The sequence below is a fragment of the Mucilaginibacter gilvus genome, from assembly GCF_004054195.1.
Classification (GTDB): Bacteria; Bacteroidota; Bacteroidia; order Sphingobacteriales; family Sphingobacteriaceae; genus Mucilaginibacter; species Mucilaginibacter gilvus.
In genome coordinates this window covers 775,568-791,124 of sequence record NZ_SBIW01000003.1, presented here as the reverse complement: position 1 = coordinate 791,124, position 15,557 = coordinate 775,568, and the positions used below count along the sequence as shown (strand labels likewise).

At 44.6% G+C, this 15,557-nt stretch carries 15 protein-coding genes; 3 read left to right on the top strand and 12 right to left on the bottom strand.

All coding sequences use genetic code 11. The features are described 5' to 3' along the window. Positions 1-14: 14 nt before the first annotated feature. The 3 genes from EPL05_RS09385 to EPL05_RS09380 all read right to left on the bottom strand — a co-directional run bounded on the left by EPL05_RS09385 (position 15) and on the right by EPL05_RS09380 (position 3,294). Positions 15-1,319 carry a sensor histidine kinase gene (locus EPL05_RS09385; RefSeq protein ID WP_128533672.1) on the bottom strand — a complete coding sequence of 435 codons (1,305 nt, stop codon included), beginning with the start codon at positions 1,317-1,319 and terminating at the stop codon, positions 15-17. 150 nt (positions 1,320-1,469) lie between these two features. Beyond that, positions 1,470-1,628, bottom strand: a complete 159-nt coding sequence (locus EPL05_RS23950) for a hypothetical protein (protein ID WP_166727674.1) — start codon at positions 1,626-1,628, stop codon at positions 1,470-1,472. A gap of 37 nt (positions 1,629-1,665) precedes the next feature. After that, positions 1,666-3,294 carry an acyl-CoA carboxylase subunit beta gene (locus EPL05_RS09380; RefSeq protein ID WP_128533671.1) on the bottom strand — a complete coding sequence of 543 codons (1,629 nt, stop codon included), beginning with the start codon at positions 3,292-3,294 and terminating at the stop codon, positions 1,666-1,668. Between the two features lie 168 nt (positions 3,295-3,462). On the opposite strand from EPL05_RS09380, the gene EPL05_RS09375 reads away from it, so the two are divergent. Then, positions 3,463-4,053 carry a hypothetical protein gene (locus tag EPL05_RS09375; protein ID WP_128533670.1) on the top strand — a complete coding sequence of 197 codons (591 nt, stop codon included), beginning with the start codon at positions 3,463-3,465 and terminating at the stop codon, positions 4,051-4,053. Between the two features lie 21 nt (positions 4,054-4,074). Here EPL05_RS09375 and EPL05_RS09370 read toward each other — a convergent pair whose 3' ends face one another. From EPL05_RS09370 to EPL05_RS09350, 5 genes are all read right to left on the bottom strand, one after another. Beyond that, positions 4,075-4,659, bottom strand: coding sequence for an LOG family protein (locus EPL05_RS09370; protein ID WP_128533669.1), 585 nt, complete (start codon positions 4,657-4,659; stop codon positions 4,075-4,077). 86 nt (positions 4,660-4,745) lie between these two features. Further along, positions 4,746-5,363 carry a hypothetical protein gene (locus EPL05_RS09365; protein WP_128533668.1) on the bottom strand — a complete coding sequence of 206 codons (618 nt, stop codon included), beginning with the start codon at positions 5,361-5,363 and terminating at the stop codon, positions 4,746-4,748. Between the two features lie 10 nt (positions 5,364-5,373). Further along, positions 5,374-6,843 carry an IMP dehydrogenase gene (gene guaB, locus EPL05_RS09360; RefSeq protein WP_128533667.1) on the bottom strand — a complete coding sequence of 490 codons (1,470 nt, stop codon included), beginning with the start codon at positions 6,841-6,843 and terminating at the stop codon, positions 5,374-5,376. Between the two features lie 222 nt (positions 6,844-7,065). Beyond that, on the bottom strand, positions 7,066-8,349 hold the full coding sequence (locus tag EPL05_RS09355) for a M16 family metallopeptidase (RefSeq protein WP_128533666.1): 1,284 nt from the start codon (positions 8,347-8,349) through the stop codon (positions 7,066-7,068). A gap of 24 nt (positions 8,350-8,373) precedes the next feature. Beyond that, positions 8,374-9,639, bottom strand: a complete 1,266-nt coding sequence (locus EPL05_RS09350; RefSeq protein ID WP_128533665.1) for a M16 family metallopeptidase — start codon at positions 9,637-9,639, stop codon at positions 8,374-8,376. 365 nt (positions 9,640-10,004) lie between these two features. Between EPL05_RS09350 and EPL05_RS09345 the strand changes: the two genes are divergently transcribed. Continuing rightward, complete coding sequence (locus EPL05_RS09345) at positions 10,005-10,565, top strand: hypothetical protein (RefSeq protein ID WP_128533664.1); 561 nt, start codon at positions 10,005-10,007, stop codon at positions 10,563-10,565. Positions 10,566-10,635: 70 nt separating this feature from the next. Here the strand turns inward: EPL05_RS09345 and EPL05_RS09340 are convergent, their stop codons facing one another. Next, positions 10,636-10,980: a phosphoribosylpyrophosphate synthetase gene (locus EPL05_RS09340; RefSeq protein ID WP_128533663.1), complete on the bottom strand. Its 345-nt coding sequence runs from the start codon at positions 10,978-10,980 to the stop codon at positions 10,636-10,638. A 118-nt stretch (positions 10,981-11,098) separates the two neighbouring features. Here EPL05_RS09340 and EPL05_RS09335 point away from each other — a divergent pair, with 118 nt between their 5' ends. Continuing rightward, positions 11,099-11,899 (top strand): hypothetical protein, encoded by an 801-nt coding sequence (locus tag EPL05_RS09335; RefSeq protein ID WP_128533662.1) that lies wholly within the window; start codon positions 11,099-11,101, stop codon positions 11,897-11,899. 88 nt (positions 11,900-11,987) lie between these two features. On the opposite strand, the gene EPL05_RS09330 is transcribed toward EPL05_RS09335, so the two are convergent. The 3 genes from EPL05_RS09330 to EPL05_RS09320 form a co-directional block, all read right to left on the bottom strand. Beyond that, a complete protein-coding gene (locus tag EPL05_RS09330) occupies positions 11,988-13,592 on the bottom strand; it encodes a hypothetical protein (protein WP_208394710.1) in 1,605 nt (534 codons plus the stop codon). Between the two features lie 696 nt (positions 13,593-14,288). Further along, positions 14,289-14,603 carry a ferritin family protein gene (locus tag EPL05_RS09325; RefSeq protein ID WP_128533661.1) on the bottom strand — a complete coding sequence of 105 codons (315 nt, stop codon included), beginning with the start codon at positions 14,601-14,603 and terminating at the stop codon, positions 14,289-14,291. Positions 14,604-14,662: 59 nt separating this feature from the next. Then, positions 14,663-15,556: a restriction endonuclease gene (locus EPL05_RS09320; RefSeq protein WP_128533660.1), complete on the bottom strand. Its 894-nt coding sequence runs from the start codon at positions 15,554-15,556 to the stop codon at positions 14,663-14,665. Between the last annotated feature and the right edge of the window lies 1 nt (position 15,557).

Here is a 15,557-nt window from a genome sequence, read left to right as displayed (position 1 = left end):
TAACCGGCTTAGGTTTATAGCGGTAATTTAATAATAAAAGCGGTAAACTCGCCCTCAACCGAGTCGATATCTATTTGGCCGCCATGGGCTTTCACAATAATATCATAACTTAAAGAAAGGCCAAGCCCCGTGCCTTCGCCGGTTGGCTTAGTGGTAAAAAAGGGCTGCAATATTTTGTCCTTTATTTCTTCGGGGATGCCGATGCCGTTATCTTTTACTTTTATTTCTAAAAACTGTCCGCTTTTTAACGTGGTTACCTCTACAGTTGGCTTATAGCCAGCAAGGCCTGTTTTTTGCTTTTGCTGTACCGCGTAAAAAGCATTGTTAAACATATTAAGCATTACCCTGCCCACATCCTGCGGAACTATCTTTATTAATGGTAACCCCTCATCAAAATGGGTAATCAGTTCGGCATTAAAACTTTTATCCTTTGCACGTAAGCCGTGGTAAGCCAGGCGCAGATATTCATCTGCCAGGTTGTTCACGTTGGTTGGTTCCTGCACATCGCTGCTGGCACGGCTATGCTGCAACATGCCTTTTACAATGCCATCCGCCCGTTTGCCGTGGTGGCGGATCTTCTCCAGGTTTTGTTTGATATCGTTAGCTATCGCCATCGCTTCTTCTGTATCGCCCTTGGCGAGTTCCTCGCCCATCTCGTCTATCAGTTCCATGCTCACTTCAGAGAAATTGTTTACAAAGTTAAGCGGGTTTTGAATTTCGTGCGCGATACCCGCGGTAAGCTCGCCAAGCGAAGCGAGTTTTTCTGATTGGATCAGCTGCTGCTGTGTGGTTTGAAGCAGTTTTACGGCTTCCTGTAGCTCATCTTTTTGCTGTGTAAGCTCGGCGGTACGTTCGGCCACCAGCTTATCTAAAATTACGTTTTGCTGGTTAATGGCCCTAAACTCCTCCTCCTGTTTTTTTGAGCTTGCCCAACGTGCGAAAATCCAGGAGAAAGCCAGCAGTATAACTACCGCGAAAATCCCTTCGTGGTTATCAACAAAAGTTGGGAAAAAGAGATCTGCAATAAAATCTATAAAGGTAACAGCAAGCAGCGGATAATGCGATTCTATATAAAACCGCATCATATCAAAATCGGGATTCTTTTTAAAGTAGTACAGCACCCCCCCCAGGAAAAGGCCTGCAACCAGCATACTATATGGATCTTTTACTTCCTGCGCGTTTAAATAATATAGTACCCACAGCAGGCCACTTGCGATATTGAGTATTGAGCTCCACCCGGCCCGTAACGGCGTGAATTTGATGACTTTTATTATTCGTCTTAAAAGTAAAAAAACAGCTATAAAGAGAAAAATTTCCATGCTTAGGCAGATAGGTTGTTTACGGGACTAAAGATAATATTAAAATCAACGGGTTGAAACCCGTTGCTATAATATGTGTCGAGGCTCTGCCTCCTGGTTGTTTTTCTTATTTCAACGGGTTGAAAGACGCTGCTACAAAATGCATTGAGGTTACGCCTTAATTTCAATAACTTCTCCCTCAACACGAATACCGTTTTTCAGCAATCTACCGAACCGAGTTCGCCTGCCGTTACCGTAAACCAGTATAGTTAAGCCAATAAGCACTGCCATTAATTCGGCATAGGTTCGGTCGGAAATATCGATATTCATCAGGCCAATCTACAAAATAGCTTTCAAAACCATAGCCTTACGTTTGTATTATACCTACATTAAAAGCTTTCTCTATCGGCGCGTGATTAGCTGCTTCTATTCCCATGGAGATCACCTTGCGCGTTGCCAGCGGATCGATGATGCCATCCACCCAAAGCCTTGCGGCAGCGTAGTATGGTGTGGTTTGGGCGTTGTAGCGGTCGGTGGTTTGTTTCAGTAGTTCGGCTTCCTTTACATCATCTACCTCTTCGCCTTTCGCTTTTAAGCCGGCCGCCTGCATTTGCACCAAAACCTTGGCGGCCTGCGAACCACCCATCACCGCTATTTTGGCCGATGGCCATGCGTAGATCAGTCGTGGGTCATACGCCTTGCCGCACATGGCATAGTTGCCAGCGCCATAAGAGTTACCTATCACGATGGTAAACTTCGGCACCACGGAGTTAGCAACCGCGTTCACCATTTTAGCGCCATCTTTGATGATTCCACCATGCTCGCTACGGCTGCCTACCATAAAGCCGGTAACATCCTGAAGAAACACCAGCGGGATCTTTTTTTGGTTACAGTTCATGATAAAACGGGTGGCTTTATCGGCGCTGTCGGAATAGATAACGCCGCCAAACTGCATCTCCCCTTTTTTCGATTTGATCACCTTACGCTGATTGGCTACAATGCCGACCGCCCAGCCATCAACCCTACCAAGCCCACAAATAATAGATTGCCCGTAACCCGCCTTATATTCTTCAAATTCCGAATCGTCTATCAGGCGGTAAATGATCTCGCGCATATCATAAGCCTTCTCCCGGTTATCGGGCAGGATGCCGTAAATATCTTTCTCGTTTAGTTTTGGCGCGGCGGGTTTTATCCGGTCGAAACCGGCTTTATTATAATCGCCCACCTTATTCATAATGTTCCGGATAGAATCGAGGCAGGCCTTATCGTTTGGATGCTTATAATCGGTAACACCGCTTATTTCGCACTGGGTAGTAGCGCCGCCAAGGGTTTCGTTATCCACATCCTCGCCAATAGCCGATTTTACCAAATATGATCCCGCCAGGAAAACCGAGCCAGTACCTTCTACGATCATCGCCTCGTCGCTCATGATAGGCAGATAAGCCCCGCCAGCCACACAGGAACCCATGATAGCCGCTATCTGGATAATGCCCATGCTGGTCATCTGCGCGTTGTTGCGGAAAATGCGGCCAAAATGCTCCTTATCCGGGAAGATCTCGTCCTGCAGCGGCAAATACACCCCTGCCGAATCTACCAGATAGATGATCGGCAGCCTGTTCTCCATCGCTATTTCCTGCGCGCGCAGGTTCTTTTTAGCCGTAATAGGGAACCACGCGCCGGCCTTTACCGTAGCATCGTTTGCCACAATAACGCATTGCCTGCCGCTTACATACCCTATGCCGCATACCACGCCGCCACTCGGGCAACCGCCATGTTCGCCGTACATGCCATCGGCGGTAAATGCGCCAACTTCCAGCCAGGGTTTATCATCGTCCAGCAGGTAGGCAACGCGCTCGCGAGCAAGCATTTTGCCTTTTTCTTTTTGTTTTGCAGCAGCCTTTTCGCCGCCGCCAAGGAATATCTTTTTTAGTTTGGTGTTAAATTCGTAAACGAGTTGCTTGTTAACGTCCTCATTCTTATTAAATTCCAGATCCATAAGTGTTTATAATAGGTGATGTAATTTTAGGAAAATAAACGGAAATTCTATGCGTGCATAATAAATTGATTTATATGCAGGCAAGTTACCGCAGAAAGTGCGGAGTTTTTAATATTCTCTTGTTTAATGATAAGTATCTACTTTTGCCAGCGTTATACATATATATATATGAAAAAAATAGCGCTCCTTGTGTTTTTTGTGGCTGGTTTCGGGCTGCAGTCTTACGCTCAATACATTTTCGACCTGAAAGGCAAGCGCTTAAACGACGCGCGTAAAATTGAAAAAGGTAAACAGGTTGATTTGGCCAGCGATTACCTCAGCGGCCCTGGAATTGGCCAGCCGCTGGTGTTCCGCAGGAAAGAAAAACTACTGCCCGATCTGCTGGTGTATTACTTCCCCAACACCAAAGATTCTACCTTAAACTATATACTTTACGAATGGGACGATACCAATTTTGCCAAAACCGGCGATGCGGTTAAATTACCACAGGAAAAGCTAAACCCTTATATCGATAAATACCTTTCGTTAACCAAGTTAGCAACTGCCCATTTTGGGAAACCACAAACAACGGGCGTAGTAAGCAATGTTGCCACCATAGCAACCGGGCGCTTTAAAGAAACAGACACCTTTGCAAAAGATGGAATTTCGGTAGAAATGTATATTGTATTATCCAACAAGCAGGAAACCAACGGGATTGTGAGCATATTACCAACGCACAGGATACGGATGTTTGTGAGGACGGGAACTGCGGAAAATTAATTCCATCATAGAGAAGCAATATTATGTCAAATTCCTGTCCCTAAACCAAACCTCATCGGGTTTTATTTCAATCTTATCCATGAGGTTAATCAGTTCCACCGGGTCGGCAGAACTGATGACCAATTTGCGGTTGGTGGGTTTCAGGTAGCGCTGCGCTACCATTACATCCATTTGCGCCAGCAGGTTATCATAAAACCCGCCGGTGTTCAATATTCCAACAGGATGGCTGTGTAAGCCTAATTGCAGCCAGGTAAGCACCTCAAAAAACTCTTCGAGTGTACCAAAGCCGCCGGGAAGCATGATGATGGCGTCGCACAGGTCGTTCATTAGCTGTTTGCGCTGGTGCATGTTCTCTACAATGTGCAATTGGGTAATGCCGGTATGCCCCACTTCTTTATCCATCAAAAACTGCGGGATCACGCCGGTAACTTTACCGCCCCGACTCAATATGGCATCGGCTAAAATACCCATTACGCCAACCTTGCCACCGCCATAGATCAGTTCGATATCGTGGCCTACCATAATTTCGGCCAGCTGTTCAACAGATTGCCTTAAAAGCGGGTCGCCGTTGAAGTTGGCGCCGCAGAATACACAGATTGCTCTCATGGTTGTTAATGTAAAGCCAAAAAGCATCAGATATCTAAAAACGATGCGATTAAAGCTATCAATTAAGAATTCTAACTAATACTAAATTATGGTGCGGATATTAACTGTATAACGATCGCTCTATATTCTTCGTCTTTTTCTTTCAACTCTACGATCTTTCGTTCCTTATCTATATTAAAATACAACTCTGCCTCCTCGCCCTCCTTCGACATCAAAAACAACTTCATCATCTTGAAATACAAAGGGTCTTCCTTTGCGTTAGACTCCATACTTTTAGAAAACTGAATCAAATCGACATAAGCGGCTTCGGTCATATCAATAAATTTCTTTGTTGTATCTATCTTCTGCTTATAAAGCTCAGCCATGGCATTTTTAAAATCGTCGCTAAGCTTACCTAAGCTTTTAATTTTTATCCCTGAGCCAAATCCTTCACTATTTTTGTCCGTGACTCTTGGCACTTCAATAGCGAAACCGACAGGCTTATTTTTATAAATTGCTTTTAAGGTGTATACATCCGAGGTATCAAGCTTTTTAATTTTGACAATCGAAAGGCGTACATCTGCACCCCAACTTTCGTCGTCTACGCTATCGGCTAATAGATTCACAACGGTTGACTCGCTCAATTGCGACTTTGAGTTGTCATGGCAAGCCGATATAAAAAATAGCAAGCCTAATAATGCAGCAACGGATTTAATAGTTTTCATTAACAGATGCTTACCTTGTATAATTCGGTGCTTCTTTTGTAATAGTAATATCGTGCGGATGGCTTTCGCGCATACCGGCAGCGGTAATGCGTACGAATTTGGCGCGTTGCAGGTCTTCGATATTGGCAGCACCGCAGTAGTGCATCCCGGCACGTAAACCGCCGATGTACTGGAATATCACCTCGGCCATATTGCCTTTGAACGGCACACGGCCTACAATACCTTCGGGTACCAGTTTGGTTACCACATCGGTTTCGTCCTGAAAGTACCGGTCTTTGGAACCTTTCGCCATTGCCTCAACCGAACCCATGCCGCGGTACGATTTAAACTTACGACCTTCGTAAATGATGGTTTCGCCCGGTGATTCTTCTACACCAGCAAATAACGAACCTGCCATAATAGAACTTGCACCTGCTGCAATAGCTTTAACGATATCGCCCGTTTGTTTGATACCACCATCTGCAATAACCGGGATCCCGCGGCCTTCTAAAGCCTTGGCACATTCGTATACCGCATATAATTGAGGAACACCCACGCCAGCAATGATACGGGTGGTACAGATAGAACCCGGACCGATACCCACTTTTACAGCATCGGCACCTGCATCGGCAAGCGCGATGGCAGCTTCGCCGGTGGCAATGTTGCCTGCTATCACCTGTAGCTCGGGATAAAGGGCTTTTACGGCCTTTACCATTTCTATTACACCTTTAGAGTGCCCGTGCGCGGTATCAACCGTTACCACGTCCACACCGGCGTTGTATAATGCCGTTACACGATCTATATTGTCTGACGCTACACCAACCGCTGCGCCAACGCGAAGGCGGCCGTACTGGTCTTTGCAGGCGTTAGGGAAATTCTTTACTTTTTGAATGTCTTTGTAGGTGATTAATCCAACCAATTTGCCGGCAGCGTTTACAACTGGCAGTTTTTCAATTTTATTGGCCTGCAGTATGGCGGCGGCTTCGGTAAGATTGGTGCCTTCTGGCGTTATTATGAGGTTGGTTTTGGTCATCACCTCACTAACAGGCACAGTCAAATCTTTTTGAAAACGAAGATCGCGGTTGGTGATAATACCTTTTAGCCTATGTTCTGCATCGATAACCGGGATACCACCGATGCTATATTCACGCATGATGTTGACCGCATCGGCAAGCAGGGCATCTTCCAGTAATGTAACCGGGTCCTGTATCATACCGCTTTCAGAACGCTTTACTTTACGCACCTCGTCGGCCTGTTGCTGTATGGTCATGTTTTTGTGCAGTATGCCGATACCGCCGGCCTGTGCAATAGCAATGGCTAAGCCAGACTCGGTAACCGTATCCATCGCTGCCGATATGATAGGAATGTTTAAACGGATATTTTTTGTTAAAAAAGTACTCGTGTTAACTTCGCGCGGTAATACTTCTGAATAAGCGGGGAGTAGTAAAACGTCGTCGTAAGTTAATCCTTCGGCAACAAATTTAGATGGGTCTAACTGCATAGCAAATAATTATTTTGGAGTTATTATTTGCCGGGCAAAGGTAGCATTAATTATGAAATTTTAGAATTTGAAAACAAGATTGGTTTGAAAATGACTTTCAAATTTCAAATTGAAAATTTTGTAATTTGAAAATTTGAAGATAAAGTAACCTGAATACGGCGTATACCGTTACAAAACAACATTATATTCATTCTCAAATCTTCAAATTACCAAATCTTCAAATTAATACTTTCCTACTATCACTTTATAAAAGTTTTCAAAGTCCCAGTATTTATTGGCTAATGCTTGCAGATCTTCGGCAGTGATATTTTTTACGGTAGAAGTATATCGTTCGTAATAATCGTAATCCAGCCCCGCGAAAAAGAGGTTTTTAAACTTATCAGCATGCGAGAAAACATTCTCCAGGCTGCCCAAGAGCGAACCCAGCATAAAGTTACGCACCAGCGAAAGTTCGTCTTCGGCTATTAACTCCGTTTTAAGCAGGTTTACTTCCTTCTCTATCTCCGTTACTGCTGAACGACATACATCAGCGCCAACTTCCGAGGCGATGAAGAACGAACCGGTTTGTTTAAAGGAGGTCATGCCGGAGCCGATTCCGTAAGTATATCCTTTATCCTCGCGGATATTGGCCATCAGCCGCGAACCAAAATAACCGCCCAATACCGTGTTTAATACCTGCATGGCGGGGAAATCAACATGGGTACGGTTAATAAAAGGCGTACCTATCCGTATCGCCGATTGCAGCGCGGCAGGTTTTTCGGTATAAAAGAACCGTTCTGAAGAAGGAATTAGCGGCGGCTGCATGGTATCCGCAGGTGTGGCTTCATTGTCCCAACCATTTTCAAAGGTATCGCTTAACAGGTCAAGCGCTTCCTGATCTACCTTACCGGCAATTACCATGGTGGAGTTGGCGGGCTGGTACATTTGTTTAAAATGTGCCAGCAAGTCTTCTCTTTTTAGGCTTTTAAAATCTTCCGGCTCGGCGGCAAGGCCGTAAATGGTTTCCCCGTTTAATGCTTTATTGAAAATGCGGCGGGCTACAAAATCGTTTTTTTGCAGGCTAACCTGCAATTTTTGTTGTTGATTACGCACAAAGGTTTCCAGTTCCTTTTCCGGGAAAACAGAATTGGTGATAATGTCTTTAATCACCGGCAGGGTGCTTGCCAAATGTTTGGTAAGCGTATATAGCGTAACCTGCGAATTATCGTAGCTGTAATCTACCTGCAAAAAGGCGCCATAAAAATCAATATGATCGGCTATTTGGGCGGCGGTCATGTTGCCTGTGCCATCGGTGAGCAGGGTGTTTACGGCCGCGTTCAGCAGCGGTTTATCCGCGTTAAAACGCAGATTGCCAAAGATCCATTCTATGCGCACAAGGTCCTGGCCACCAGAATTGAAGGCATAAACATTGCACCCGTTAGCCAGCTTTTTATGCTCCGGCTTTATTAAAGTTATATTTTCTACACCGTTGAACTGCGGCGCTTGTTTTCTATTTAAAACACTCATTATCAATAATTAATGATGATGTAATTAGCTTATTGCTTCAACTACTTCTTCTTCCTTCTCCGCCAGGTAGATTAGCGTAGAAGAGTTATCTTTCCTGAACAGCAGGTTGGCTTGTTGCTTGATAGCTGCGGGGGTAACTGCCAGGTATTTAGCGGCTTCCTGGTTAAAATCATCGGCATCACCCATCAACTCGTAAACGGCCAGGTTCATCGCTTTATCCAAAAGCGACATCTCCGAAAACACCATGGTAGATTCGGTTTTGTTCTTCACTTTGGTCAATTCGTCTGCCGGGACTTCTTCGTTCTTCAGGTTTTCCAGTTCCTGCCAAAGGGCTGCTTCCGCTTGTTCGGTACTTACACCGGCAACCGGTTTGCCCTGCATTACAAACATCCCCTTATCCATGCTTTCGGTAATGTAGGCGTGTACCTCGCTAAACAATTGCTTGTCCTTAACTAAACTTTTGTAAAGCCTCGATGAATTCCCGCGCGACAAAATATCCGACATCAACTCCACCGCGTGGAAGCTTTCGTGCAGTCGGCCTTCCATCTGGAAAGCTATATATACGTCATTCAGAGGCACTTTTGCGGTAACCGTGTCGCGGCGCTCCTCTTGCTGAGGGGCTTCCTGAGGAAGTTGGCGGGTGTACTTCTCCCCCTTTGGTATCGGGCCAAACCACTTTTCGGCAAGCACTTTAATGTCTTCGGTCTTTACATCACCACCCACTACCATAACGGCGTTTTGCGGGTTGTAGTGCTTCTTAAAAAACGCCTTAACATCCTCTATACGGGCATCTTCTATATGTTTTATAGTTTTACCAATGGTTGCCCAGCGGTACGGATGCTGCTTATAAACCATAGGGCGCAGCTTTAACCAAACATCGCCGTAAGGCTGGTTGAGGTAACGTTGTTTAAACTCTTCTATAACCACATTACGCTGAACCTCAAGGCTTTTCTTACTAAAGGCAAGGCTGAGCATCCTGTCGCTCTCCAGCCAAAAGGCGGTTTCGAGGTTAGCGGATGGCAGGGTGATATAATAATTGGTGATATCGTTGCTGGTGAAGGCGTTGTTTTCGCCCCCTACCCGTTGCAACGGAGCATCATAGTTGGGGATGTTTACCGAGCCCCCAAACATCAGGTGCTCAAACAGATGTGCAAATCCGGTCTGCTCCGGATCCTCGTCGCGGGCGCCCACATCATACAGGATGTTGAGCACTGCCATTGGCGTGGTACTATCTTCGTGGACGATAACCCTAAGGCCGTTATCCAGTGTGAAACGGTTGAATTTAACCATGAACTAACAAATTTTTAACCCGACAAATGTATACTTTTTGTTGAGGTTGTTGCAACCGGAATTTCACCGATTTTAAAGATTACACAGATTTGATTAGACTCTGATTACATGATATTACACTTCGTTCTTTCTTGCAGCAAAACATAAACCTGCCCGATTACTTATCGTTCTTCTCAATGCTTTTTTTGCAAACATATCTGATACCCTGGTGAAAAAAATTTCCAAAATTGATAATCAGATATTTGAATATTTTAAGGGCTAACATAAAATTCTCCTTCTTTGCCGGTAGTTTTTCATCCCTGCTTAAAAAATAGGCGAACAATGGGCAAAAAAAATATAAATTTATATTTCTGATTTACCAATTCATGCTTAGCCAGGACGAACTCATACAGGAACTTTACAAAACCTTTGGCAAAACCAAAATCGCCAAATTAACGGCCGTTGTAAATGAGCAGGCTTTAAGTGTAGATGATTTGATCGACCTCACATTTCACCAGGATAAAACCCTCGGTTTCCGCGCTATGTGGCTGCTGGATAGCGTAATGCTGAGCGATATAGTAAGATACTCTGCCAATTTAAAGTACTTCCTTTCGCGCATTACAGAGGTGAACAACGAAAGCTGCAAACGGCACTACGCCCGCATTATGATGTTTATGACGGCCCCTAACGCGCCCGATGTGGTAAAGGCTGCTTTGGAGGAGATAAACCTGGAAGATACCGTAGAACAGTTTTTTGATTGGATAATACACCCTAAAGTAAAACCGGCCGTAAAAGTATTTGCCGCTGACGCCTTGTTTAACCTGAGTGAGCGTTACGACTGGATAGCCGAGGAACTGGCCAATCAATTGGAGTTCCTGATGCGCACGGGCGGGCCTGCCATACAGGTAAGGGGAAAGAAATTACTGGCAGCTTTAAAACAAAAGTAAAAAGTCAAAATTCAAAACAGATCGCATAACAAGCTTTTTACTTTTGAATTTTGACTTTTTACTTATCAACTTACTCAACCGGCCTGTCGCTGCCGTGTAGGTTAGAACTTACCTGGTTATGGTGCAATTTTGCCGATATAGCTGATGAGCTATCATCTGCATAGGTACCGTAAGCATTTATCAGGATACCCTTCAGATTGTATTTTGATGAACTGATGGCGTAAACTATCGACATGTCTGACGGGTTGCTTTGCCCTTCGAAACGGTAGAACTCGTCTATCTCGAAATCTTCGGCAGTCATGTGTATATCCTTAGATTTATCATCTATAGTGTCGCCTTCCAAGCTAAGGTTGGCTTCGTATCCGCGTTTGGTGAGGTCGTTAGTGGCATCCACTAAGGTTTCAAAGTTTTTCATAACGGTTATATTTATTGGGTGTGACGTAGTTTATATCATGGTAACTTCAAAGTGCGGAGGTTTGTTTTGGGATGTCGGCTAAATTTATTTGTTATTTTGCGCCACTAATCCTTGTCAAATGAAGAAAACTCTACTATTCGCTTTTATATGTATTATATTGTTTGGTTGCAAAAACGACAGCAATGAGCCAACGCCAGCTCAGGAGGTAAAACAGCTTGTTGAATCGGTAACAACAATTGAAAATACTGGCGGAAGAACTACCCGGGTGGTGTTAACTTACGAGTATGACAATAGCAACAAGATGACTGCAATGCACGAGCGCTATGACGATCATGCCGGTCCAAACTCAGACCATGTTTACATTTACGACGGGCAAGGTAACCTCATCAAATCAACCATTACAAGGGAAGGCACTATATCTATATTTGATTATACCTACAAAGACAACGCACCCGTGTCTGTAGCTTATTCGATGCCCGCCAACGCTTCCAACTTTCACAACATAGCTATTACAACAGCAAATCTGGTTGTTACAAATCATGTAATAACAACTATCCCATCGGAAGGAAAAGGTACTGTTGCCTATGCTTATACAAACGGCAACAATACAACCGACAATAACGAGCATTTTACAAGTGCGGGTGTTAAAGAATACTACTTTAATTTTACCCGCGAGTACGGCACCAGGAAGAACCCCTATTTGTATAGCGGTTATAAATGGATGTTACCCGACCTTCAATTTGCCAACAAAAACGAGCTGATTAAAAGTTCGTACGTTACAAGTGAGGGCAATACCTCCACCACCAATTACGCTAATACTTACGATGCAAATGGCTATCCAACCGTAGTGCAGGCAGCTACTACCGGAAGCTCTACACTTAACGATACAATTACCTATACCTACATTAAAGCAAAATGATTTTCACGGTACTCTAAAACAAAAGCGACGGGTTTTTAAAGGCCCGCCGCTTTGAACTATAAACGAAAACTGATCTTGAATATCCTTTTTATTGTGCTTTAGCCGCCCATAGTGCCGCGTTTAAATGCAGTGCCGGGTGCGAGGTAAAGCCTGATGGCGAGTCACCGCTCCAACCGTTGAACAGGCTGTCGCCGGTATCGCCGGTGCCATCGTCAGATGGTGAGCTATCCCCTATAAAGAATACGCGGCCGGTGCCATAGGTAGCTAACAGGGCCATGGCGTTTGCCGTACCGCCGTTTGTTGCGCTGTTTCTCCAGAACAATCCCTGCACACTGGCGTTGGTAGCCGGCGTAAGGTTGGCTGTTGAGCCATTGTAAAACGCCAGCTTGGAAGCCGTGCCCGCTGCGCCGTTTAAAACGATGGCCGCATTAGCGTTAGTACCAGTGTATACGTTGGTAGACGGACCTTCGCTGATATCAACATAGTTTATGGTAAAACCGAAAGGATTGTTGTTATTGATGCCGTTGTTGGTCATTAGATCGTTCCAAACACGGGGCGAATCGTAACCATCGCCGTCGCGGTCAGACGGATTGTAGCCGTTTGCATCGGTACCAGCTGTTGTAGCTGCTGTATGGTCTGCAACCATAACCAGGCCACCACCGTTTGATACGAAGGTCATGATAGCGGTTTTTTCTGCTGCGGTAAACAAACGGTTTGGCTCTACTACTACGTAAACATCGTAATTGCTCAGATCCTCTGGGTTTGATGCATTACCATAGGTAAGTGCCGTACCAACAGGCAGGGTTTCTACCAATTCGCCTTTTTTAACCAGTTCCACGGCCCAGGCAGACATAGCGCCTTTCCAGTAGTTTTCGGCTGTAGTTGAAGTGATGCCTGTGTATGATGGTGTTGGGTAACGCTGTGCTTTAGTTTCAACGGTAGTACCGCCGGTGTACATCGGTACGTTCTCGGTACCGTCGGCATCAATTTGCCAGTCTGCGCTGCCCGCGTTTTCCAGGTGGCTGGCATCAAACAGGAATTTCTTACCGGTAAGTACCGTACCACCGCCTGTGCCGCCGCCAGCGTTATCATTCACCGTAATATCGTCGATGTTGATACGATCTGCACCGCCGGTTAGTTTACGGACCTCCAAACGTACCGTGCCAGTAACAGCAAAGGTGAATGTTTGTGTTACAAGCGTTGTACCTGTGGTAACATTGCTGCCGGCCTGTGTCCAGCTACTGCCGCTGTTTGTTGAATAAAACAGGCCCCAGGTGCTGTTACCATCTGTGCCGTAAGTGGCATGTTTAACCGTGACGCTGCTGATGCCGGTGGTTAAATTGTACAACATGGTAATTTTTCCCGTGTTGCGGATGCGTACCGACCATGATCCTGCCCTTTTATCTGCAGCCAGGTTACCAATTAAGGCATCGTACACGTTCCAGGAATTGCCCGACAGGGTAACATTGTCGCCGCTTGACGAGCCGGTTGGCGATACATCATAAGCCGTTTTAGGGCTGGTTGCGCCAACTTCAAAACCCTGGGTTAACGTAACCGCGTCGGTTTTTAACGCAACGGTTTCCGTGTCGGCTTTTTCGGTTTTAAAGCCTTCATTTTTTTGGCAGCCCGTGGCCAGTACGCCGGCTGTTGCCAATAGCAACAACGAGAATTTCATTTTAGCGAAATAATTCATAAGTTTTGTAGTGTAAGTGAATGTTTGTTAAGTTATAATTATACGCTCAAAGGTGTGAGTTAAGTTTCAATAAGTTATGCACACTTTATTAACTTATTGTTAAGGTATTCATTCGGGGGATTACACCTATTGAGTGAGGGCATGACACCGATTGGTTTGGCGTGATTACGCCCTGGGGTTCGCCTATTTCGAATACCGAATACTTATACGTAAGGTAAAAAAATCAGCTTTGAGCATTATGCTTCATAGCCGATACCGCGCCATCCTTTAAGCCAAAATCTGTTTGGAGTACAATAAGGTTGTTTTGAGCGGAAGCGCGGTTAATGAAAACAGGAGATTAACTAAAGTGAGGTATTAGGTATGGTCATATTCTTGAAACATGCAGCGCAAAAGGCAGCTTGCGGCGCTCTATATGGTTTAGAACAAACTTCGCAAGCCGACCCATATAAAGCAACTATGTGGTGCATTACGGCGTTATAATTGGTTTCATCAAAACCCGTCACCTGATTATAATAATCAAGCAAGGTTTAAACCGGTCATGATGAGAGCATTCTTGAAAGCGGCGCTATAGAGACTCCGTGCCATTGGCATTTCGTCGTCATCCAGCATTGGTACTTCTATTTTACACCGCCAGCACCATAAAATTTGCATGTTATGAATGTAGGCAATTCGAATTTAAAAAATCGAATACTAATTTTACTCCGAAGCTTCTTCGCCCTCTTCGCCTAATTCTACAATATCACCTTCTTTAAATAAAATAGCTTGCAGGGTTTTACGCCAAACGGGTTTTTGGCGCAGCAAAAACTCCAGATCCATACCGAAGTGCTTAAACTCCTCGTGCTGGGCGTTCTGCATAATTGCTTTTGCTTGTTTGTCTTTTTCTACCGAGATGCGCTGCTCGTACCAGTTTATTGCTTCAGCTTCCTCACCAAGGGAAACGATCATGCGTGCGAAGGTGCGGGTTTTGTCAGATAACTCTTCTGGTGGTTCGTGGTATTGGTCAAATGCCATAATATTTCTTTTTTGAGTATAAAAGAGATATTATGGCAGGTTTGTTTTAATTGAAGTTTTTAAAGATTATCAAACCACTCTTTTCGGACTTCGATAGTTTCTGTAAGTTTGGTAGCTATCCCTAACTTTAATTCCTTTAGCTTATCGCAAAGAAGTTCGCCGTCTATCAAATCGATTGGTGGCGCGCCGTCACGTGTAGCTTCTTTAATGGCCTCGCGCGTAAAAGTTCCAGTAGTAATTATCAATCCTTTGTCCGCACGGCCTTGCATAGCACCTCTAAAATCTCGGATTTGACTTGGAGACACTGACCCTTTGTAGCGCTTACATTGAAATATGACATGAAAACTTAGCAGGCCACTGACTCTTACAATCCCTTTTCCATCTATTCCGCCATCGCCCACTTTTCCCGTAACTTCTACTTGAAAAAATCCACTTTCACGAAGTATTCGCTGAGCTAATCTCTCAAATGCAGAAGGAGTAATTTTATACAGCGTATTTAACAGAATATTTTTCCATTCTTCTGTATTATCAACTTCTTCTTCAACTTCCTTATTGACTTGATTCGTATTTATCGGCTCTAATGCTTCGGCTTTGTCAAGCTTGTCAATGGTTGATTTTTCTCGAACAAAGCGTACTATTTCAGCATTACTTAACTTTGAAACGTCCACATCAGCCTTTAATAAAGCCCAAATTCCACGGGATGAGTTTTCAAGAAGTCCAAATTTCTTTAGATAAGTCCTACTCCATGCAAGCCGATAGTCGATTTCAGTGCGTGTATCACTCTCCCCATGTAAAACTTGAAGAACCTCTTCGGAAATTTTGGCAATTTCGTAAACAAGATTGTTGATTTCTTCGACCGAACCAGAGCCTCCTAATTTCATTAAGGCTTTAACTGTTGGGACAAGTAACTCATCAAACGACGGTAGAGTAAGATTATATCTCTTCCTTGCCATT